We start from the raw sequence: 19,188 nt of genomic DNA, 5'->3' as shown, positions 1-19,188 counted from the left end.
GCCGGTACGTCGGTCTTCGGGTTCCGGGCGGTACAGCGCCGTAAAAGCGCCGTATCGCCCGTACCCTTGCCATACCCGGCCTCTTCTGAGGTGCGGTTTTGTCGGGCGTCAAATAGCGGGCGTCCACGAAAAAAGGATCTGATCCATACATGCTGATCGCTCAGCGTCCGTCCCTGACCGAAGAGGTCGTCGACGAGTTCCGCTCCCGGTTCGTGATCGAGCCGCTGGAGCCGGGCTTCGGCTACACCCTCGGTAACTCCCTGCGTCGTACGCTCCTCTCCTCGATCCCGGGTGCGGCGGTCACGTCCATCCGCATCGACGGCGTTCTGCACGAGTTCACCACCGTGCCGGGCGTCAAGGAGGACGTCACCGACCTGATCCTCAACATCAAGCAGCTGGTCGTGAGCAGTGAGCACGACGAGCCGGTCGTGATGTACCTGCGTAAGCAGGGCCCGGGTCTGGTCACCGCCGCCGACATCGCGCCCCCGGCCGGTGTCGAGGTGCACAACCCCGACCTCGTCCTCGCCACGCTCAACGGCAAGGGCAAGCTGGAGATGGAGCTCACGGTCGAGCGTGGCCGTGGTTACGTCTCCGCCGTGCAGAACAAGCAGGTGGGCCAGGAGATCGGTCGTATCCCGGTCGACTCCATCTACTCGCCGGTGCTGAAGGTCACGTACAAGGTCGAGGCCACGCGTGTCGAGCAGCGCACCGACTTCGACAAGCTGATCGTCGACGTCGAGACCAAGCAGGCCATGCGTCCGCGTGACGCCATGGCGTCGGCGGGTAAGACCCTGGTCGAGCTGTTCGGTCTGGCTCGTGAGCTGAACATCGACGCCGAGGGCATCGACATGGGCCCGTCCCCCACGGACGCCGCCCTGGCCGCTGATCTGGCGCTGCCGATCGAGGAGCTGGAGCTCACCGTTCGGTCGTACAACTGCCTCAAGCGTGAGGGCATCCACTCCGTGGGTGAGCTCGTGGCTCGTTCCGAGGCCGACCTCCTCGACATTCGTAACTTCGGTGCGAAGTCGATCGACGAGGTCAAGGCGAAGCTGGCCGGCATGGGCCTCGCGCTCAAGGACAGCCCGCCCGGATTCGACCCGACCGCCGCCGCCGACGCCTTCGGCGCCGACGACGACGCGGACGCCGGTTTTGTGGAGACCGAGCAGTACTAAAAGCTCGGGACCGACTGCCGGTTCTTGGCTGCGGGACCGTCATGGCTGGTCGCGCAGTTCCCCGCGCCCCTATGGGGGCGCTGGTTGTTGCCGGTGAGCGACCGCTCGCCGGGTCCTGACCCCGGTACCTCACACGGCCGGGGCAGAAACCAAGGAGAAGGACATGCCGAAGCCCACCAAGGGTGCCCGTATGGGCGGCAGTGCCGCGCACCAGAAGCTGCTGCTCGCGAACCTCGCGAAGTCGCTCTTCGAGCACGGCCGTATCACCACCACCGAGGCGAGGGCGCGCAGGCTGCGTCCGTACGCCGAGCGTCTGGTCACCAAGGCGAAGAAGGGCGACCTTCACAACCGCCGTCAGGTGCTCCAGGTGATCACGGACAAGAGCATCGTGCACACGCTCTTCACCGAGATCGGCCCGCGCTACGAGAACCGTCCGGGTGGTTACACCCGTATCACCAAGATCGGTAACCGCCGTGGCGACAACGCGCCCATGGCTGTCATCGAGCTGGTCGAGGCGCTGACGGTCGCGCAGCAGGCGACGGGTGAGGCCGAGGCCGCCACCCAGCGTGCCGCCAAGGACGCGGAGGAGACCAAGGTCGACGTGACCAAGGCCGACGAGGCCGAGGACGCCACAGAGTCGAAGGACGCCTGAGGTATCACCTCGCGTCGAGCGGGTCCGCCCCCATGCGGGGCGGGCCCGTTCTTGCGTTGCTGAGAGGATCTAGGGGTGAGTGACGAAGTACAGCCCGGGTTCGTACGGGTGCGGATGGACCTCTCCTACGACGGGGCCGAGTTCTCCGGGTGGGCGAAGCAGGCCGGGGGACGGCGGACCGTGCAGGGCGAGATCGAGGACGCCCTGCGGACCGTCACACGGTCGAAGGACACCACGTACGAGCTGACCGTGGCGGGGCGGACCGATGCCGGGGTGCACGCGCGCGGGCAGGTGACGCACGTGGACCTGCCGGAGGAGCTCTGGGCCGAGCACCGGGAGAAGCTGCTGAAGCGGCTCGCCGGGCGGCTGCCGAAGGACGTGCGGGTGTGGTCCCTCACCGAGGCCCCGGCCGGCTTCAACGCGCGGTTCTCGGCGATCTGGCGGCGCTACGCGTACCGGGTCACCGACAGCCCCGGCGGCGTCGACCCGCTGCTGCGGGGCCACGTCCTCTGGCACGACTGGCCGCTCGATGTCGACGCCATGAACGAGGCCGCGGAGCGGCTGCTCGGGGAGTACGACTTCGCCGCCTACTGCAAGCGGCGGGAGGGCGCGACCACCATTCGTACGCTCCAGCAGCTGAGCCTTCAGCGAGGGGCCGACGGGATCATCACCGCCACCGTCCGCGCCGACGCCTTCTGCCACAACATGGTGCGCTCGCTCATCGGGGCGCTGCTGTTCGTGGGGGACGGGCATCGCGGGCCGGACTGGCCGGGCAAGGTGCTCGCGGCCGGCGTACGGGACTCCGCGGTGCATGTCGTACGGCCGCACGGGCTGACGCTGGAGGAGGTCGGCTACCCGGCCGACCACCTGCTCGTCGCCCGTAACAAGGAGGCGCGGAACAAGCGGTCGTTGCCCGGGGCCGGCTGCTGCTGAACCGGCCCCGGGCCCGTGCCGCTCGTGCCGGCCGTGCCGCTCGTGCCGGCCGTGCTGCTCGTGCCGGCCGTGCTGTTCCTGCTACCTGTTCGCCGCGGCCGACGCCTGGGCCTCGCCGCGGCGGCGGATCTGCCGGAACGTGAACTCGGCCAGGTCGTCGCCGGTGGCGAAGACGGCCGTGTCCTTGCTCGTCACGTCCTTGCCGTTGGTGAAGCCGGCGATCGTGAAGTAGGCGTAGCGCCCGTAGGAGTTGGTGGTCGAGCGGCAGACGGCGGAGTTGCAGAAGGCCTTGACGTCCTGGCCGGCCAGGGACGCGACGATGCTCTGCTTGTCCGACTGGCCCTTGGCCTTGATCGCCGCCGCCTCGGTGTCGAAGACGGCCACGCCGACCGTCACCGCGATGCCGCCCTGGGTGTAGGTGACGCGGACCAGGCGGGTGCAGGCGTTGTCGTTGAGGATCTTCGGGAGAGTGCCCTTGGCGGCCGCCGCACAGCTCTTGGTGTCGGCCGTCGGGCCCTTCTTGTAGATCGTCGATCCCATGGTCAGCTGCGTACCCGGGTACAGGATGTCCGGGCCGAACGGCGCGGTGTCCTTGCTCTTGCTGGCCACGAAGTCCTTCGGGTCCAGCGGCGGCGGCGCGCTGGTCGGCGCGAACGACGGGGCCGCGGTGCCGGATCCGCTCGGGATGTCCGTGGCCGCCGGCAGCGAGGAGGCCGGCTTGTTCGAGGCATCGTCGCTGCCGCCGGCCGACACCACCATCATGGCGACGGCCGTGCCGACCGCGAGTGTGGCGAGCGCGCCACCGCCGATGAACAGCAGTCGACGCCGCTTGTTGCGCGTCTCGGACGCCTCGGCGAGGGCGGCCCAGTCCGGCGACCCGGTGGCGTCGCCGTCCCACGGCTGCTGCTGGGATTGCGGTTTCCAGGGATCCCACTGCGACTGGGGTCCCCCCTGCTGCCCAAAGCTCATGGGGCGCATCTTAGACGGGCCGAGCGGTGCGCCGGTCCGCCTCAAGAAGCTCTGGAACCCCCGGCGTTCGGTTGATGAGCGACCGCAAAAGCGACATCTCAGGGTGGTTGGTACGAAGGGTGAGCCGGCCTCCGTGGGCGGCGCTGGCCGCCGTTCCGGGACGGTACGGCGGCCGTCACCAGGGCTGAAACGGCGGCCGTCACCAGGCCCGTACCGGCGCCGTCACCAGGGCCGTACCGGGGTCGCGGTGGCGTGCACGGCACGGCTGACCTCGGACGGCGGATGGGCAATGCCCTCGTGATCCGGGCCGCGCGCATCCGGCCGGCCGGCGGATCCGCGTATGACGATCCCCACGTCCGGTGTCTTGGGCAGTCCCTGGTTCCTCGAAGGGGCCCATTCGGCGGCGGGCCCCTTCAGTGGCCGGACCCCGTCCATGTCAGGCGCGGGGGCCGATCGGGTGGACGTACACTCAAGGAGGCCCTGTCCGGTTGCGAAACACCTCGTTTTGACCCGGCCCGGGCGCCGCAGGTATCCTGCATGTTCGTTGTGTATTGGCTTGCTCATTCTCACGGGACGGGCCCTTACACCGGTCCACCGGGCCGATGACCAGCGACCCACGTACGCGGTATGCGTCGCCGCAGTGCGGTCCAGGCTGTCGTGATCGTTTCGGTGACCTTGTCTAGGACCATTCACTCGAAGCGAAGGCTACGAACCGTGCGTACGTACAGCCCCAAGCCCGGCGATGTGACGCGCCAGTGGCACGTCATCGACGCTCAGGACATCGTCCTGGGCCGTCTCGCCACCACCGCCGCGTCCCTTCTGCGGGGCAAGCACAAGCCGATCTACGCGCCTCACGTCGACACCGGTGACTTCGTCATCATCATCAACGCCGACAAGGTGCACCTCTCCGGCAACAAGCGCACTCAGAAGCTGGCGTACCGCCACTCCGGTTACCCGGGTGGTCTGCGTTCCGTCCGTTATGACGAGCTCCTCGACAAGAACCCCGAGAAAGCTGTCGAGAAGGCCGTCAAGGGCATGCTCCCCAAGAACACTCTGGGCCGTCAGATGCTCTCGAAGCTGAAGGTCTACAAGGGTGACCAGCACCCGCACGCTGCCCAGCAGCCGGTGCCGTTCGAGATCACCCAGGTCGCGCAGTAGTTCCGGCCACCCCCTAAGACAGAAAAGAATCTGAGGAGCATCGTGGCCGAGACCACTGTTGAGCAGCCGGTCGAAGAGACCGAGACCGAGCTCGTCGACATCGAGAGCTACACCACCGAGTCCGAGGTTCCCGTCGAGGGTGAGTACACCTCGGAGTCCCTCGCCGGCCGCTTCGGCGACCCGCAGCCGGCTGCCGGCCTGGGCCGTCGCAAGAACGCCATCGCGCGCGTTCGCATCGTGCCCGGCACCGGCAAGTGGAAGGTCAACGGGCGCACGCTCGAGGACTACTTCCCGAACAAGGTCCACCAGCAGGAAGTCAACGAGCCCTTCAAGGTGCTCGAGCTCGACGGCCGCTACGACGTCATCGCCCGCATCTCGGGTGGCGGCGTCTCCGGTCAGGCCGGCGCCCTGCGCCTCGGCGTGGCCCGCGCGCTGAACGAGGCCGACGTGGACAACAACCGCGGGGCCCTCAAGAAGGCCGGTTACCTCAAGCGTGACGACCGTGCGGTCGAGCGCAAGAAGGCCGGTCTCAAGAAGGCCCGCAAGGCCCCGCAGTACAGCAAGCGCTAAGCTTCGCTGCCTGCTCCTACGAACGCCCCGGCGGCACGCCACAGTGCCGCCGGGGCGTTCGTTTATCACCATCGAGGGCGTATAACGACACAAGACGTTCAAAGGCTTGTGTGATCGGATGCCGCTATCCGTTGTGAGCGCGCCTTGTGAAACTGATGCTTCCTCAGGAGGACAAGTGGGACGACTCTTCGGCACGGACGGCGTGCGCGGTGTCGCCAACGCGGATCTGACGGCCGAGCTGGCTCTCGGCCTCTCCGTCGCCGCGGCGCACGTACTGGCCGAGGTGGGCACGTTCGAGGGTCACCGGCCGACCGCCGTGGTCGGACGGGACCCGCGTGCGTCCGGGGAGTTCCTGGAGGCCGCGGTGGTCGCGGGCCTCGCCAGCGCGGGCGTGGACGTCCTGCGCGTGGGCGTCCTGCCGACGCCGGCGGTGGCGTATCTGACGGCCGCGCTGAGCGCCGACCTCGGTGTCATGCTCTCCGCCAGCCACAACGCCATGCCGGACAACGGCATCAAGTTCCTCTCCCGCGGCGGGCACAAGCTCGACGACGAGCTGGAGGAGCGCATCGAGGCGGTCTACGAGGAGCACCGCACCGGCGCCCCGTGGGACCGGCCGACAGGTGCGGGCGTGGGACGCGTGCGGTCGTACGAGGAAGGGTTCGACCGATACGTCGCCCATCTCGTCAGCGTGCTGCCGAACCGACTGGACGGTCTGAAGATCGTCCTCGACGAGGCGCACGGCGCTGCCGCCCTCGTGTCGCCGGAGGCGTTCACGCGGGCCGGTGCCGAGGTCGTCACGATCGGGGCCGAGCCGACCGGGCTCAACATCAACGACGGATGCGGGTCCACCCACCTCGGCCCGCTGAAGGCCGCGGTCGTCGAGCACGGCGCGGACTTCGGCATCGCGCACGACGGGGACGCCGACCGGTGCCTGGCCGTCGACCACACCGGTGCGGAGGTGGACGGCGACCAGATCATGGCCGTCCTCGCGCTGGCGATGCGGGAGCGGGGGGCGCTGCGGGCCGACACCGTGGTCGCGACCGTGATGTCCAACCTCGGCTTCAAGCTCGCTCTGGAGCGGGAGGGGTTGAAGATCATCCAGACGGCGGTGGGGGACCGGTATGTGCTGGAGGAGATGAAGGAGCACGGCTACGCGCTCGGTGGCGAGCAGTCCGGGCACGTGATCATCCTCGACCACGCAACGACCGGGGACGGGACGTTGACCGGGTTGCTGTTGGCGGCTCGGGTCGCGGAGAGCGGACGGTCGCTGCGGGAGCTGGCGGCTGTGATGGAGCGGTTGCCGCAGGTTCTCATCAATGTGCCGGACGTGGATCGGGGCCAGGTCGGTACGTCTGAGGAATTGGCCGCGGCGGTGGCTGACGCGGAGCGGGCGCTGGGGAAGACGGGGCGGGTTCTGTTGCGGCCGTCGGGGACGGAGCCGTTGGTCCGGGTGATGGTCGAGGCGGCTGATATCGATCAGGCGCGGTCTGTGGCGGGGCGGTTGGCCGATGAGGTGAAGGCGGCGCTGGGGTAGGGCCACGCGGCGGAGCCGCACAGCGGCAGAGCCCCGCGCCCCGCTGGGGCGCGTTGCCGTTCGCGGCGCTTCAAGAAGCTGAGCGTATCCGCTGGGTCGTCGTCCGGGTCGTCGTCCAGAGCCACTTCTGGAGGAGCAGGGTCAGGGTGCCGGCCAGGATGATGCCCAGGAGGTTCAGCAGGAGCTGTTCCGTGGAGTGCCAGGCCTGGTCGGTGTCGGTGTAGATCATGGCGACGGCCGCGTTGGCGGCGGCCGGGACCGTCGTGACCGAGATGGCCACACCCACCAGCGCACCGGACTTGGCGGACGTCAGGGAGAGGGTGCCGGCGGCTCCGGCGAGCACCGCCACGACGAACGAGAACCAGTCGGGGGCGTAGATGAAGCCGGTGTTGGGGCGCTCGGCCTCCAACTGGGCCTTGGAGAACAGGTCGACGGCGTCCATGAAGAGGCTGAAGCCGACGGTCACCGCCATCGCCACCGCGAAGCCCACCAGCAGTGCGGTCAGTGAGCGGAGCGCGAGGCGTGGGGCGCGCTGCACCGCGGCCGTGCAGATACCGGCCAGCGGGCCGAACTCCGGGCCGACCGCCATCGCGCCCACGATCAGGATCGCGTTGTCCAGCACCACACCGCAGGCCGCGATCATCGTGGCGAGGGTGATGAACGCCAGATAGGTGACGGAGAGGGTCGACTCCTCGTGGGTCGCATCGGTGAGGTGCTCCCACAGGACCGCGTCGGCGCCCTCGCCGGGTGCCTCCGCCTCGGCCTCGTCGGCGCGCTTGGACAGCGACAGGTCGATGTTCTCGACGGCGATCGAGCCGCTGTCGTCCAGGCCCAACGCCTGGAGCCCGGTGAGGAGTTCGTCGCCGGCCTCACGGGCGACGTCGCACATCACCACGTCCCCGGCCGGGTTGCGGGCGGCGCCCGGCAGGACGACGAGGTGGGTGGTGCCGACCGTCCTCTCGATCAGACGGACCACGTCGTCGGTCTTGTCGGACGGTGTGATGAGGCGAAGATGCAGCATGGTGCCTTTCTACAGGCCCCCGCTTCGGCTTCACAGTTTGCGCAGGCTGAGCTTCTGCACCTTGTGGTCGGCGCCCTTGCGGATGATGAGGGTGGCGCGGCCCCGGGTGGGGGCCACGTTCTCGACCAGGTTGAGCCGGTTGATCGTCCGCCAGGTGGTGCCGGCGTAGTCGAGGGCCTCCTCCTCGGACACCTGGGTGTACTTGCGGAAGTACGAGGACGGGTTCTGGAAGGCCGTCGCCCGCAGCTTCTTGAAGCGGTTGAGGTACCAGCGCTCGATGTCCTCGGTGCGGGCGTCGACGTACACACTGAAGTCGAAGTAGTCGGCGAGACCGACGCGGGTGCGGCCGTCCTTGCCGGGCAGCGCGGGCTGGAGGACGTTGAGGCCCTCGACGATCAGGATGTCGGGACGTCGGACCGTGAGGCGCTGGTCCGGGACGATGTCGTAGATGAGGTGGGAGTAGACGGGCGCCGTGACCTCGTCCTTCCCCGCCTTGATGTCGGCGACGAAACGCGTGAGCGCGCGGCGGTCGTACGACTCGGGGAAACCTTTCCTCGACATCAGGCCGCGGGCCTCCAGCTCCCGGGTGGGGAGGAGGAAACCGTCGGTCGTGACGAGTTCGACGCGGGGGTGTTCCGGCCAGCGGGAGAGCAGGGCCTGGAGCAGTCGGGCAACCGTGGACTTTCCTACGGCGACCGAGCCGGCCACTCCTATGACGAACGGGGTGCCGGACTGAGACCCCTGTTCGCCGAGGAAGGTGTTCAGCGCCCCTCTGAGGCCGTCGGTCGCGCCGACGTAGAGGTTGAGGAGGCGGGAGAGCGGGAGGTAGATGTCCCGCACCTCGTCGAGGTCGATGACGTCGCCGAGGCCACGCAGCTTCTCGACCTCGTCGGCGGTGAGCGACAGCGGCGTCTTCTCGCGCAGCGCGCTCCACTCGGCTCGGGTGAGGTCGACGTAGGGAGTCGCCTCCGGCTTGTGCCGGTGGGCGCTCCGGGGTATCGGGGAGACCTGAGAGATCACAGTCCATTGTTAACGGAGTTTGAACGGGGTGGAGGGTGGGGTGGGTCACGCGGAGGGCCGGTTTGGGGTCGGTTTGGGGTCGGCTCGGGCTTCGTACGGCTGCGGGGTGTCCGATTTCGGGCATGCGGGGGTCGTTTTGGGCGGTGGGTTGTGCGTAAGGCTGCGGTTCTATGGGCGGCATCAGGGGATGCGGGGATACGGGGATACGGGGGGATGCGGGATACGGGGGGATACGGGGATACGCGGGGTCGCAGGCTGCGCTCGATGTCGTGATGGCCGGACTGAGGCGGCTGGAGTACCGGGGTTCGCTGCTCTGCGGGCCGAGCTGGAGGAGCGGGGGACATGACCTGACCTCTGGCTCCGGCCACGCCGACGTTGCTGCGGACGGTGGTGGCGGCGGTGGCGCTGCAGGTGTTCGCTTGTGAGCTGGCGACGGCTCGGGGGACGAGGTGGGTCAGCCTCGGAACCCGGGGAAGTCGGTGACGGTGGAGAAAGTCGGCTTCAGGGCTTCGACGAAGGTGGTGAAGGCTCTGGTGGGGAAGGTGAGCGTTGCGCCGGCCGATGTCTTGGAGTCGCGTATCGCTACTCGGGTGAGGTCGGTTGCGATTTCCACGCAGGAGTTGCCGTCGTCCGGGCCTGAGTGGGACGACTTCCGCCAGTTGTCGGGGGTGTCTTTGAGGGCGTCGACGAACGGGATGAAGGCCCCAGTTGGGAAGGTGAGCTTGGCCCTGGCCGGAGTCTTTGAGTCGCGGATGGCTATGTGCGTGGGGGAGTTCGCGACCTCCACGCACTCGTTTCCGTCGTCGGGGCCTGAGTAGGACGACTTCCGCCAGTTGTCCATGGGTGCCTCACAGCTCCTTCGTCAGCCGGTTGATGAAGTCACGTGACCGTTCGGGGTCGAGCGATACCGCTTCCACCTTACGGAAGCGGTATCGAAAGGCGCCGAGCTGTGCTTCAGAGTCGATGAAGGCCGAGCCGTGGGGTACGTCACGCACCACTGTGTCCAGTTTGGGTACGGGACCGCCCAGGTATGTCATGGTGCTGGCGGCTCTGGCGAAGTCGTCCAGATCGAAGGGGATGACACGCACGGTGATGTTGTCGGCTTCGGAGAGCTCAAGGAGCTTGGTGAGCTGAGCCCGGGAGGTGGCGCGGTTGCTGACCCTGATGCGTAGGGCCGACTCGTGAATCACCAACTCGTACCGGACGGTGATGTCCTGGCACGCCATTCGGTGTCTGACGCGCAACCCAAGTTCATCGTCGGTGAGTTCGGGCACTCTGCCAGAGAAGACCGCTCTGGCGTAGTCCTCGGTCTGCAGCAGGCCCGGCACGTACAGGATCGCAACATCCTGCCGGGACGAGGCGTGGTGGTTCAGCTCGGAGAGGTCGAGGAATGACGTGGGCAACTGGCCCCGGTACTCCTCCCACCAGCCGCGTGTCCGATCGGTGGCCATGGCGACCAGAGCGTCGATGAATTCCCCATCTGTGCAGGCGTAGTGGGATGCGAGTCGGCGCAGTCGCTTCTCGCTCACGCCTGCGAGTGCGGACTCGATGTGGGTGATCTGGGCGGGGCCCACTCCGAGAAGTGCCGCCGCTTGACGGGCGTTGAGACCTGCGGCCTCTCGGAGTCTGCGCAGCTCAACCGCTAGGCGCATCTGACGTGCTGTTGGCTCGCGCCTCAGGGCCATCGACTGCTCCTTGCTCTACGCGCGTGTGAGCGCAACTCGTTCGGAGGGCAGATTACGCGATCGGCTTGCAAGACATGAATCCATAGACCTACTGTCAGTGACGCGACGCATACTCTGCGGAAGGCTGGGAGCTCCGGAAGCGCACCGCCCCGTCCTGCCATGACGGCTGCGGCATTGCCACCGCCCGCTGACCGCAACCCCCCACCACCTGAACGGAGTTCACGCATGCCCGAAAACGTAGCCGAACCGTGGGAGTACTCCCTTTGCGTCCCGAACGACCTCCGAGCCGTCACCGTCAGCCGCCGTACCCTCCGTCTGATCCTCACGATGCACGGGCTCATCGGCCTGGTCGACGTGGCCGAACTTCTCGCGACGGAGTTGGTCTCCAACGCCGTACGCCATACGAAGGGACCCGCTGCGCTACGGGTGTGCTGGTCGGCCGGCGTGCTGCGGATCGGCGCGTGGGACGCGGATCCGGCGCCGCCGGAACCGCCGAGGGCGTTGGAACAGCTCGGCGAGTCGGAGGAGGGGCGGGGGCTCGCGTTGGTGCGGGTGTGTGCCGACCTGTGGGGCTGGTATCCGCTGACCAGACAGGGGAATCGGGGGAAATTCGTCTGGTGCGAGCTGACCTCTGTCGCGTGAACGTTTTTGCCGCCGCTCGAAAGAGTGAACGTCACCCAATCGCCCGGACAGTCGAGCTTCTACTCCCTTTGGGTTGCACACATGGTCACATCAGCTCACGAGGGCATGCACCGGATCTTCCAGGAGCGGCCCGAGATCCTGGCTCCCGTGTTCGGGGTGCTCGGGGTCCCGTTATCCGCCAAGGCGACCGTGGACGCCGTCACCACGGACGTGACGGAGGCCCGGCCGCTGGAGCGGCGTGTGGACACCGTGCTGCGTATCGGCCCGTCCGACGGCGAGGACTTCCTGCTCGCCATCGAGGCGCAATCGGGCAAGGTCGCAGGCAAGGAGGCGAGTTGGGCTTACTACGTCGCCCACCTCCAGGCGAAGTACCGGCTGCCCGTGCTGCTTCTCGTGGTCTGTCAGGACAGGGCCACTGCCAAGTGGGCGGCCGGGCCCTTCGACTGCGGCACCCGCGGCTGGACGGCTCAGCGGACGTATCCGCTGGTCGCCGGGCCGGACAACCTGCCGGTGATCACCGACGCCAGGACGGCGGCGAAGAACCTCCCACTGGCCGTACTCTCCGCCTTGGCACACGCCCGCGGCGCCGCCTGTGAGGCCATACTGAAGGCGATCATTACCGCCCTTCAGGAACTCGAGGAATCGGATCCCGAGACAGCTGGGTACTTCTTCGAGTTCCTGGAAATCAACCTGGGTAGCACCCCAGCTGGAGAGAAACTGAGGGAAATCATGTCGTTTGTCAGCTACTTCCCCGGCCGTGGGACGGTCCGTGAGACGGCCTACCTGGAGGGCAAGGCAGAGGGCAAGGCAGAAGGCGAGGCAGAAGGCGAGGCCAAGGGGATCTTGTTCGTGCTGGAGGTGCGCGGCATCCCCGTATCGGACAGTGTGCGCGAGCGCATCACCGCCTGCACCGATCTCGACCGCGTGGACGCCTGGCTGGAGCGCTCCCGCACCGTCGAGCGGGCCGAGGACCTGTTCGTCGAGGACCCGGAGGCTCCGGGGACCAGTCCGGAACGGGCCTGACGGTGGCTGACCCGCAAGGCGACCCGCAAGGCGACCAGCAAGGCAGGCCACAGGACGGGCCGCCGGAGTTGCTCGATCTCTACCGGTTCTCGACCACGTGCCTTGCGTTGGGCATCCCCGAGGACAGGGTGGCCGGTGACTTCCTGTTCGGGCTGGAGGGACTCAGGCAGCGCGGAATTCTCCGCGTTGAGGACCTGGCGCGGGTGCGCGCCGAAGCGGTGGGGGAGGGCGAGGCACCCGCGCAGTGGGCCGCAGGCTTCGCTGCCGGGTATCTCTCGGCCTGGGCGGCAGCGGTACTGCGTGTTCTGGACACGCGCGATGTCGGGTTCTCCAAGGAACTCCACCGCGGCGTCAATCTGTGCCACGACGCGGATCTGCTGACCCGCTTCCTGGATCGTGCCCTCACCGCGACACATCAGGCCGATCTGGTCACGGGGGAGACGAGTCCGCGGTCGGCGGGCAGATCGTAGAGTGCCCGGATGAGCATCATCGGGGTCGGTATCGACGTAGCCGCGATCGATCGTTTCGAGGCGTCGCTGAAGCGGACGCCTGGGATGGCCAAGCGGCTGTTCATGGAGAGCGAGTTGCTGCTGCCCAGCGGGGAGCGGCGGCATGTCGCCTCGCTCGCCGCGCGGTTCGCCGCCAAGGAGGCCCTGGCCAAAGCGCTGGGCGCCCCGGCTGGCCTGCACTGGACCGACGCCGAGGTCTACGTCGAGGACAGCGGGCAGCCACGGTTGCGGGTGACCGGTACGGTCGCCGCCCGCGCGGCTGAACTCGGGGTGCGGTCCTGGCACGTGTCGCTCAGCCATGACGCGGGGGTGGCGTCGGCGGTGGTGATCGCGGAGGGGTGACGGTGGGTGCGGCGGGCGGAGTGGGCCGGTGTTGGTGGCCCGCCGCTCACGCGGCCTTGTCCCACTCCGCGTAGACCTCCTCGTCGGTCCACGGGTCGTCGTCGCCGCCGACGGGTCGGCCCACGGACTTCTCGCGGGCGCGCAGCAGCGCCCAGGCGAGAGCGGACGCGCACGTGGCGTACCAGGGCACCGGCCAGAGGGTCCCCCACCAGGGGGTGTGCGGGGCGACGGTGCTGTCGGCGGCTGCTGTGGCCATGCCGGCGCCCAGGCTCCAGCACAGCAGGCGTCCGGCGTAGCGGACGGCTCGGGTCAGGGGGCCGACGGGTCTGTCCGGTCTGTCCGGATCGGTCATCGCGGGAAAGTCCTCCACGGAATGGGCGACGGCCGCGGCTGCGCTCGCCGAACGCCATAAGTGTGCGTTTCGTGAAGCTCCCTGCCCAGGGGTCTTTTGCGACGCACGGGGCATCTGAGACAGCCTCAGGTCCGGGCATATGCCAACAAGTGTGCGCTTACCCCAGGTAAGCGCTTCACTTCTGAGGGCGGAACGGTGATGAATATGGCCGGAAGTTATCGGGCGAGGATCGCGTTCGGCGTCCTGACCTGGAAGGAATTGAACTTTTGGACATCTCTACTGCTCGGCGACTGTCAGCTAGCTGACTGGAATTGATCATTCCTCACCGGCATGGAAGGTGTGGATCCGTATGTGTCCGGTTATTCACCAGTAAAGCGGTAGGGCTGATTCCGGCTGGCGCGCGGAATGGTTTCAAGGGCATGGCGGACCCATTCGTGTGCTTCTCGGGACAGCTTGTGGGGCACTTGTGACCGTTGGGGTCGCTGGTTCTGGCTTCCCGTGGGGGAAGCGGACGCGTTCGTGTGCCGCACGCACCCCGTCTCGGCGTGCCCGGGGCTCTACTCGCACAACGCCGACGGCGAAGTGATGCCGTATTGGGTCCTTCGCGTGCTGCGGGAGTTCTGCGGCAGACTCGATCCATGCGTACTGCGTACAGCGTGGAGACGGTAAGGGCGGCCGAGCGGGAGCTGATGGCACGGCTTCCGGACGGGGCGTTGATGCAGCGGGCGGCGGCCGGGCTCGCCGCCGCCTGCGCGGACCTGCTCGGGCGGGTGTACGGCAGCCGGGTCGTGCTGCTGGTCGGCAGTGGCGACAACGGGGGTGACGCGTTGTACGCCGGGGCCCGGCTGGCCCGGCGCGGGGCCGGTGTCACAGCGGTACTGCTCGCTCCCGAACGGGCCCATGCGGAGGGGCTCGTGGCACTGCGGCGGGCCGGGGGCCGGGCGGTGGCTCCGGGCGCCGCCGAGGACCTCATCGCGCGGGCCGACCTCGTCGTCGACGGCATCGTCGGGATCGGAGGCAAGGGCGGACTGCGGCCGGACGCCGTGCCGCTCGCCGCCGCCGCGGAGCGGTCCCGGGCCGCCGTCGTCGCCGTCGACCTGCCGAGCGGGGTCGATGCCGAGACGGGGCAGGTGAACGGGGCGGCCGTACGGGCCGACCTGACCGTCACCTTCGGGACGCACAAGCCGGGGCTGCTGGTCGATCCGGCGCGGGAGTACGCCGGGTCGGTGCGGCTTGTCGACATCGGGCTGGAGCTGCCGGACGAGGCCGATCTGGAGGCCCTGCAGCACGCGGACGTGGCGCGGCTGTTGCCGGTGCCGGGGGCGGAGAGCGACAAGTACCGGCGGGGCGTGGTCGGGATCGCCGCCGGGTCCGCGCGGTATCCCGGGGCCGCCGTGCTCGCCGTCTCCGGGGCGCTGCGGGGCGGCGCCGGGGCCGTGCGGTACGTGGGGCCCGCCGGGGACGCGGTGATCGCCCGCTTTCCCGAGACGCTGGTGTCGGACCAGGGGCCGAAGAAGGCGGGGCGCGTGCAGGCGTGGGTCGTCGGACCGGGCGCCGGGGACGACGCCGTCACGGTGGCGGAGGTGCTGGCGGCGGACGTACCCGTACTGATCGACGCGGACGGGCTGCGGTTGGCGGATGTGGACGCGGTGCGGGACCGTACCGCGCCCACCCTCATGACCCCGCACGCCGGAGAGGCCGCCGCGCTGCTCGGGGTGGCGCGGGAGGAGGTCGAGGGGGCTCGGCTGAGTTCGGCGCGGGAGCTGGCGGGGCGGTACGGGGCGACCGTACTGCTGAAGGGATCGACGACGTTGGTGGCCGACTCGGCGGGCGGGGCGGTGCGGGTGAACGCGACGGGCACGTCCTGGCTCGCCACCGCCGGAAGCGGTGACGTGCTGTCGGGGCTGACGGGCTCGCTGCTGGCGGCGGGGCTGTCCGCGAGGGACGCGGGGAGCGTCGGGGCGTATCTGCACGGGCTGGCCGGGAGGCTCGCGGCGGACGGGGCGCCGGTGGGGGCGCATGACGTGGCGGAGGCGGTGGTGCGGGCGTGGCGGGACGTACGGCGGTGAGCGGGACGGCAGGGTGGGACGGCAGGGTGGGACGGCAGGGTGGGACGGCCTGAGGCTGGGTGAGCCTTACTCGTCCGTACCACCTCCGTACCCGAGTGCCGGCCGCGCCCAGACGTATCTCGGGCAGACGTATCTGGGGCAGACGTACCTCGGGTAGGCGAATCGCCGACGGACGCATCTCGGGCAGGCGGGCGTCCGCCAGACGGGTTACCGCCCGCACCCGGTCCTGAGATCGCCCCCGGCCCACAGACCGCACTCGCCCCCGGCGGCGCCGCCGAGCCCGTGTCAGCCCTGGCGGGGGGCTGGGGCGTAGCCGTCCGGAGGCTTTGTTCCACCCCTCTGAGACACTTGGTGCGCGATGAGTGAGACAGCAGCCCAGCCGAGCGCGCCCCCGCGCGCTCGCGCCGAGATCGATCTGGCCGCCCTGCGGGCCAATGTGCGGACCCTGCGCGCCCATGCGCCGGGCGCGGCCCTGATGGCCGTGGTGAAGTCCGACGCGTACGGCCACGGGGCGGTTCCGTGTGCCCGCGCGGCGGTCGAGGCGGGGGCGCGCTGGCTGGGCACGGCCACCCCCGAGGAGGCCCTCGCGCTGCGCGCCGCCGGACTGACCGGGCGGATCATGTGCTGGCTGTGGACGCCCGGCGGACCCTGGCGGGAGGCCATCGAGGCGGACCTCGATGTCTCGGTCAGCGCCCTGTGGGCCCTCGCGGAGGTCACCGAGGCCGCCCGGGCCGCCCGTGTCTCCGCGCGCGTGCAGCTCAAGGCCGACACCGGGCTGGGCCGGAACGGGTGTCAGCCCGGCGAGGACTGGGCCGAGTTGGTCGGCGCCGCGCTGCGCGCCGAGGCCGAAGGGCTGGTCCGCGTCACCGGGCTCTGGTCGCACTTCGCCTGCGCCGACGAGCCCGGGCATCCCTCCATCGCCGCCCAGCTCACCCGTTTCCGGGAGATGGTGGCGTACGCCGAGGGGCAGGGCGTACGGCCCGAGGTGCGGCACATCGCCAACTCGCCCGCCACGCTCACGCTGCCCGAGTCCCACTTCGACCTCGTCCGGGCCGGGATCGCGCTCTACGGCATCTCTCCGAGCCCCGAGGTCGGCCACCCGGCCGACTTCGGGCTGCGTCCGGTGATGACGCTGTGCGCCTCCATCGCGCTGGTGAAGCGCGTTCCGGGGGGTCATGGCGTCAGCTACGGGCATCATTACGTCACCCCGGGCGAGACGACCCTCGGCCTGGTGCCCGTCGGCTATGCGGACGGCATCCCCCGGCACGCCTCCGGGACCGGCCCGGTGCTGGTCGACGGCAAGTGGAGGACCGTGGCCGGCCGGATCGCGATGGACCAGTTCGTCGTCGATCTGGGCGGTGACACGCCCGAGACCGGCACGCAGGCCGTGCTGTTCGGGCCCGGCGACCGCGGTGAACCCACCGCCGAGGACTGGGCGCAGGCCGCGGGAACGATTGCTTACGAGATCGTCACCCGGATCGGAACACGTGTTCCCCGCGTCTATGTGAACGAGGAACAAACGGGGTAAGCGCACAGGGCGATGAAGAACAGCAAGCCCGGCGTTGTAGCAAACAGCCACAGGAAACGGCCGTAACAAGCGGCCGTAGGAACCACCTGCATCACCCGACCCAGCGAATCCAGTAGTCCGGCGAAGAGGAGCGGTACGTGAGCGAGAGCAGCGCGGAGGCGGTCGTGGAAGCAGCCGCGGCCGTCGCCTCCGCCGCGGGGGCGGCCGCCGGGTGGCGCCGGGCGACCGGCATCGCGGGCGCCGCGATAGGGGTGGTCGCCGCGGGCGCCGCCGCGGGTGTCGCCATCGAGCGGCTCACCGTCGGCCGTGGAATGCGCCGCAAGGCCCGGCTCGCGCTGGACTCGACAGGGCCGTACGGCTCCCTGCGCGGCACGCCCGGCAAGGCGTACGCCGACGACGGCACCGAGCTGTACTACGAGGTCGACGACGTGGAGCCGGAGGGCGGCCCGGAACCCCGGCGGCGCCGGCTCTTCGGGGGCAAGGCACCGGCTCCGGTGACCGTCGTCTTCAGCCACGGCTACTGCCTCAGCCAGGACTCCTGGCACTTCCAGCGGGCGGCGCTCAGGGGTGTCGTACGGACCGTGCACTGGGACCAGCGCAGCCACGGGCGGTCCGGGCGGGGCGTGGCCCAGACGCAGGAGGGGGCGCCGATCACCATCGAGCAGCTCGGACGGGACCTCAAGGCCGTCATCGACGCGGCCGCGCCGGAGGGGCCGATCGTGCTGGTCGGGCACTCCATGGGCGGGATGACCGTCATGGCCCTGGCCGACGCGCATCCCGAGCTGATCCGTGACCGGGTGGTGGCGGTGGGCCTGGTCGGGAGCTCGTCCGGGCGGCTCGGCGAGGTCAACTTCGGGCTGCCCGTGGCCGGCGTCAACGTCGTACGGCGGGTGCTGCCCGGCGTACTGAAGGCGCTGGGACAGCAGGCGGCCCTGGTGGAGAAGGGGCGCCGGGCCACGGCCGACCTGTTCGCCGGGATCATCAAGCGGTACTCCTTCGCCTCCCGGGACGTCGACCCGGCCATCGTCCGGTTCGCCGAGCGGATGATCGAAGGCACACCGATCGACGTGGTCGCCGAGTACTACCCGGCGTTCAACGACCACGACAAGACCGAGGCGCTCGCCCTCTTCAGGGACATGCCGGTGCTCGTGCTGGCCGGGGTCCAGGACCTCGTCACGCCCAGTGAGCACAGCGAGGCCATCGCCGACCTGCTGCCGGACGCCGAACTGGTCCTCGTACCGGACGCCGGGCACCTGGTGATCCTGGAACACCCGGAAGTGGTCACCGACCGCCTCGCCGACCTGCTCACCCGTGCGGGTGCGGTCCCGGCAGGAGCTACCGTAAGCACCTATGGAAGCACCAACGGCGCCGCAGGACCCGGTAAAGACCGAGCTGACCGTCACCTCTCCCGAACAGATGCGGGAGCTGGGCCGGAGGCTCGCGAAACTGCTGCGCGCGGGCGACCTCGTGATGCTCACCGGGGAGCTCGGCGCCGGCAAGACGACGCTGACCCGGGGGCTGGGTGAGGGGCTCGGGATCCGGGGTGCGGTCACCTCCCCGACCTTCGTGATCGCCCGGGTGCACCCGCCCCTGGGCGACGGTCCCCCCCTCGTGCACGTCGACGCGTACCGGCTGGCCGGCGGCCTCGACGACATGGAGGACCTCGACCTCGACGTCTCGCTGCCCGAGTCGGTGATCGTCGTGGAGTGGGGCGAGGGCAAGGTCGAGGAGCTGACCGACGACCGGTTGCAGGTCGTCGTGCACCGGGCCGTGGGGGACACGACCGACGAGGTACGGCACGTGACCCTGACCGGACTCGGCGAGCGCTGGGCGACGGTGGACCTGGGAGCGCTGTCCGCGTGAGCGTCCGTGGAGCCGTGGAGCCGTGGAGCCGCGTGTGATGTCCGCGTGAGCGTCGGTGGATGAGGGTCGTTGATGAGGGTCGCTGCTTGAGTGACGGCCGGCCTCATGAATGTTCCGCGTTGTTCCGACAAGACGTCGGCAAGATG

At 69.4% G+C, this 19,188-nt stretch carries 20 protein-coding genes and 1 pseudogene; 14 read left to right on the top strand and 7 right to left on the bottom strand.

The genetic code is table 11. The features are described 5' to 3' along the window. Window positions 1-149 precede the first annotated feature (149 nt). From M2271_RS07515 to truA, 3 genes are all read left to right on the top strand, one after another. Window positions 150-1,172: a DNA-directed RNA polymerase subunit alpha gene (locus tag M2271_RS07515; RefSeq protein WP_003966937.1), complete on the top strand. Its 1,023-nt coding sequence runs from the start codon at window positions 150-152 to the stop codon at window positions 1,170-1,172. Between the two features lie 163 nt (window positions 1,173-1,335). Then, window positions 1,336-1,824: a 50S ribosomal protein L17 gene (gene rplQ, locus M2271_RS07510; protein ID WP_280886329.1), complete on the top strand. Its 489-nt coding sequence runs from the start codon at window positions 1,336-1,338 to the stop codon at window positions 1,822-1,824. Window positions 1,825-1,899: 75 nt separating this feature from the next. Next, complete coding sequence (truA, locus tag M2271_RS07505; protein ID WP_280886328.1) at window positions 1,900-2,757, top strand: tRNA pseudouridine(38-40) synthase TruA; 858 nt, start codon at window positions 1,900-1,902, stop codon at window positions 2,755-2,757. A gap of 81 nt (window positions 2,758-2,838) precedes the next feature. On the opposite strand, the gene M2271_RS07500 is transcribed toward truA, so the two are convergent. Continuing rightward, complete coding sequence (locus tag M2271_RS07500) at window positions 2,839-3,726, bottom strand: hypothetical protein (protein ID WP_280886327.1); 888 nt, start codon at window positions 3,724-3,726, stop codon at window positions 2,839-2,841. Window positions 3,727-4,440: 714 nt separating this feature from the next. On the opposite strand from M2271_RS07500, the gene rplM reads away from it, so the two are divergent. From rplM to glmM, 3 genes are all read left to right on the top strand, one after another. Beyond that, a complete protein-coding gene (gene rplM / locus M2271_RS07495; protein WP_280886326.1) occupies window positions 4,441-4,884 on the top strand; it encodes a 50S ribosomal protein L13 in 444 nt (147 codons plus the stop codon). Window positions 4,885-4,926: 42 nt separating this feature from the next. Then, window positions 4,927-5,454 carry a 30S ribosomal protein S9 gene (gene rpsI / locus M2271_RS07490; protein ID WP_280886325.1) on the top strand — a complete coding sequence of 176 codons (528 nt, stop codon included), beginning with the start codon at window positions 4,927-4,929 and terminating at the stop codon, window positions 5,452-5,454. A 175-nt stretch (window positions 5,455-5,629) separates the two neighbouring features. Then, window positions 5,630-6,988, top strand: coding sequence for a phosphoglucosamine mutase (glmM, locus tag M2271_RS07485; RefSeq protein ID WP_280886324.1), 1,359 nt, complete (start codon window positions 5,630-5,632; stop codon window positions 6,986-6,988). Window positions 6,989-7,058: 70 nt separating this feature from the next. On the opposite strand, the gene M2271_RS07480 is transcribed toward glmM, so the two are convergent. From M2271_RS07480 to M2271_RS07460, 5 genes and pseudogenes are all read right to left on the bottom strand, one after another. Then, on the bottom strand, window positions 7,059-8,009 hold the full coding sequence (locus M2271_RS07480) for a DUF389 domain-containing protein (protein ID WP_280886323.1): 951 nt from the start codon (window positions 8,007-8,009) through the stop codon (window positions 7,059-7,061). A 30-nt stretch (window positions 8,010-8,039) separates the two neighbouring features. Continuing rightward, the gene (gene coaA / locus M2271_RS07475) at window positions 8,040-9,029 is read right to left on the bottom strand and encodes a type I pantothenate kinase (RefSeq protein WP_280886322.1); all 990 of its coding nucleotides are present in this window, start codon (window positions 9,027-9,029) and stop codon (window positions 8,040-8,042) included. Window positions 9,030-9,483: 454 nt separating this feature from the next. Then, entirely contained in the window at window positions 9,484-9,726 is a 243-nt protein-coding gene (locus tag M2271_RS07470) for a DUF397 domain-containing protein (protein ID WP_280886507.1), read from the bottom strand. Continuing rightward, window positions 9,703-9,870: pseudogene (locus M2271_RS07465) on the bottom strand (DUF397 domain-containing protein); the annotation flags it as partial. The pseudogene M2271_RS07465 and the gene M2271_RS07470, both read right to left, overlap by 24 nt. Before the next feature lie 7 nt (window positions 9,871-9,877). Then, complete coding sequence (locus M2271_RS07460) at window positions 9,878-10,714, bottom strand: helix-turn-helix transcriptional regulator (protein WP_280886321.1); 837 nt, start codon at window positions 10,712-10,714, stop codon at window positions 9,878-9,880. Between the two features lie 225 nt (window positions 10,715-10,939). On the opposite strand from M2271_RS07460, the gene M2271_RS07455 reads away from it, so the two are divergent. The 4 genes from M2271_RS07455 to M2271_RS07440 all read left to right on the top strand — a co-directional run bounded on the left by M2271_RS07455 (window position 10,940) and on the right by M2271_RS07440 (window position 13,230). After that, window positions 10,940-11,356: an ATP-binding protein gene (locus M2271_RS07455; RefSeq protein ID WP_280886320.1), complete on the top strand. Its 417-nt coding sequence runs from the start codon at window positions 10,940-10,942 to the stop codon at window positions 11,354-11,356. A gap of 81 nt (window positions 11,357-11,437) precedes the next feature. After that, the gene (locus tag M2271_RS07450; RefSeq protein WP_280886319.1) at window positions 11,438-12,379 is read left to right on the top strand and encodes a hypothetical protein; all 942 of its coding nucleotides are present in this window, start codon (window positions 11,438-11,440) and stop codon (window positions 12,377-12,379) included. A 2-nt stretch (window positions 12,380-12,381) separates the two neighbouring features. Then, complete coding sequence (locus M2271_RS07445) at window positions 12,382-12,849, top strand: hypothetical protein (RefSeq protein WP_280886318.1); 468 nt, start codon at window positions 12,382-12,384, stop codon at window positions 12,847-12,849. Window positions 12,850-12,858: 9 nt separating this feature from the next. Further along, complete coding sequence (locus tag M2271_RS07440; protein ID WP_280886317.1) at window positions 12,859-13,230, top strand: holo-ACP synthase; 372 nt, start codon at window positions 12,859-12,861, stop codon at window positions 13,228-13,230. Window positions 13,231-13,276: 46 nt separating this feature from the next. Here the strand turns inward: M2271_RS07440 and M2271_RS07435 are convergent, their stop codons facing one another. Further along, window positions 13,277-13,582 (bottom strand): hypothetical protein, encoded by a 306-nt coding sequence (locus tag M2271_RS07435; RefSeq protein ID WP_280886316.1) that lies wholly within the window; start codon window positions 13,580-13,582, stop codon window positions 13,277-13,279. Between the two features lie 638 nt (window positions 13,583-14,220). Between M2271_RS07435 and M2271_RS07430 the strand changes: the two genes are divergently transcribed. The 4 genes from M2271_RS07430 to tsaE all read left to right on the top strand — a co-directional run bounded on the left by M2271_RS07430 (window position 14,221) and on the right by tsaE (window position 19,042). Further along, complete coding sequence (locus M2271_RS07430) at window positions 14,221-15,651, top strand: NAD(P)H-hydrate dehydratase (RefSeq protein ID WP_280886315.1); 1,431 nt, start codon at window positions 14,221-14,223, stop codon at window positions 15,649-15,651. Between the two features lie 358 nt (window positions 15,652-16,009). After that, window positions 16,010-17,179, top strand: a complete 1,170-nt coding sequence (gene alr / locus M2271_RS07425) for an alanine racemase (RefSeq protein WP_280886314.1) — start codon at window positions 16,010-16,012, stop codon at window positions 17,177-17,179. A 137-nt stretch (window positions 17,180-17,316) separates the two neighbouring features. Further along, a complete protein-coding gene (locus M2271_RS07420) occupies window positions 17,317-18,705 on the top strand; it encodes an alpha/beta hydrolase (protein ID WP_280886313.1) in 1,389 nt (462 codons plus the stop codon). After that, on the top strand, window positions 18,596-19,042 hold the full coding sequence (tsaE, locus tag M2271_RS07415; protein ID WP_280886312.1) for a tRNA (adenosine(37)-N6)-threonylcarbamoyltransferase complex ATPase subunit type 1 TsaE: 447 nt from the start codon (window positions 18,596-18,598) through the stop codon (window positions 19,040-19,042). Before M2271_RS07420 ends, tsaE begins: the two co-directional genes overlap by 110 nt. Window positions 19,043-19,188 lie beyond the last annotated feature (146 nt).

This window comes from Streptomyces sp. LBL (genome assembly GCF_029893585.1).
GTDB lineage: Bacteria > Actinomycetota > Actinomycetes > Streptomycetales > Streptomycetaceae > Streptomyces.
Note: the sequence above shows the minus strand (reverse complement) of the source record. Positions and strands in the feature narration are given on the sequence as shown.

Coding starts and splice junctions, on each gene's coding strand:
- M2271_RS07515 (WP_003966937.1), top strand. CDS start 150: ATGCTGATCGCTCAGCGTCCGTCCCTGACCGAAGAGGTCGTCGACGAG.
- rplQ (WP_280886329.1), top strand. CDS start 1,336: ATGCCGAAGCCCACCAAGGGTGCCCGTATGGGCGGCAGTGCCGCGCAC.
- M2271_RS07500 (WP_280886327.1), bottom strand. CDS start 3,726: ATGAGCTTTGGGCAGCAGGGGGGACCCCAGTCGCAGTGGGATCCCTGG.
- M2271_RS07480 (WP_280886323.1), bottom strand. CDS start 8,009: ATGCTGCATCTTCGCCTCATCACACCGTCCGACAAGACCGACGACGTG.
- M2271_RS07460 (WP_280886321.1), bottom strand. CDS start 10,714: ATGGCCCTGAGGCGCGAGCCAACAGCACGTCAGATGCGCCTAGCGGTT.
- M2271_RS07455 (WP_280886320.1), top strand. CDS start 10,940: ATGCCCGAAAACGTAGCCGAACCGTGGGAGTACTCCCTTTGCGTCCCG.
- M2271_RS07450 (WP_280886319.1), top strand. CDS start 11,438: ATGGTCACATCAGCTCACGAGGGCATGCACCGGATCTTCCAGGAGCGG.
- M2271_RS07440 (WP_280886317.1), top strand. CDS start 12,859: ATGAGCATCATCGGGGTCGGTATCGACGTAGCCGCGATCGATCGTTTC.
- M2271_RS07435 (WP_280886316.1), bottom strand. CDS start 13,582: ATGACCGATCCGGACAGACCGGACAGACCCGTCGGCCCCCTGACCCGA.
- M2271_RS07430 (WP_280886315.1), top strand. CDS start 14,221: ATGCGTACTGCGTACAGCGTGGAGACGGTAAGGGCGGCCGAGCGGGAG.
- alr (WP_280886314.1), top strand. CDS start 16,010: ATGAGTGAGACAGCAGCCCAGCCGAGCGCGCCCCCGCGCGCTCGCGCC.
- tsaE (WP_280886312.1), top strand. CDS start 18,596: ATGCGGGAGCTGGGCCGGAGGCTCGCGAAACTGCTGCGCGCGGGCGAC.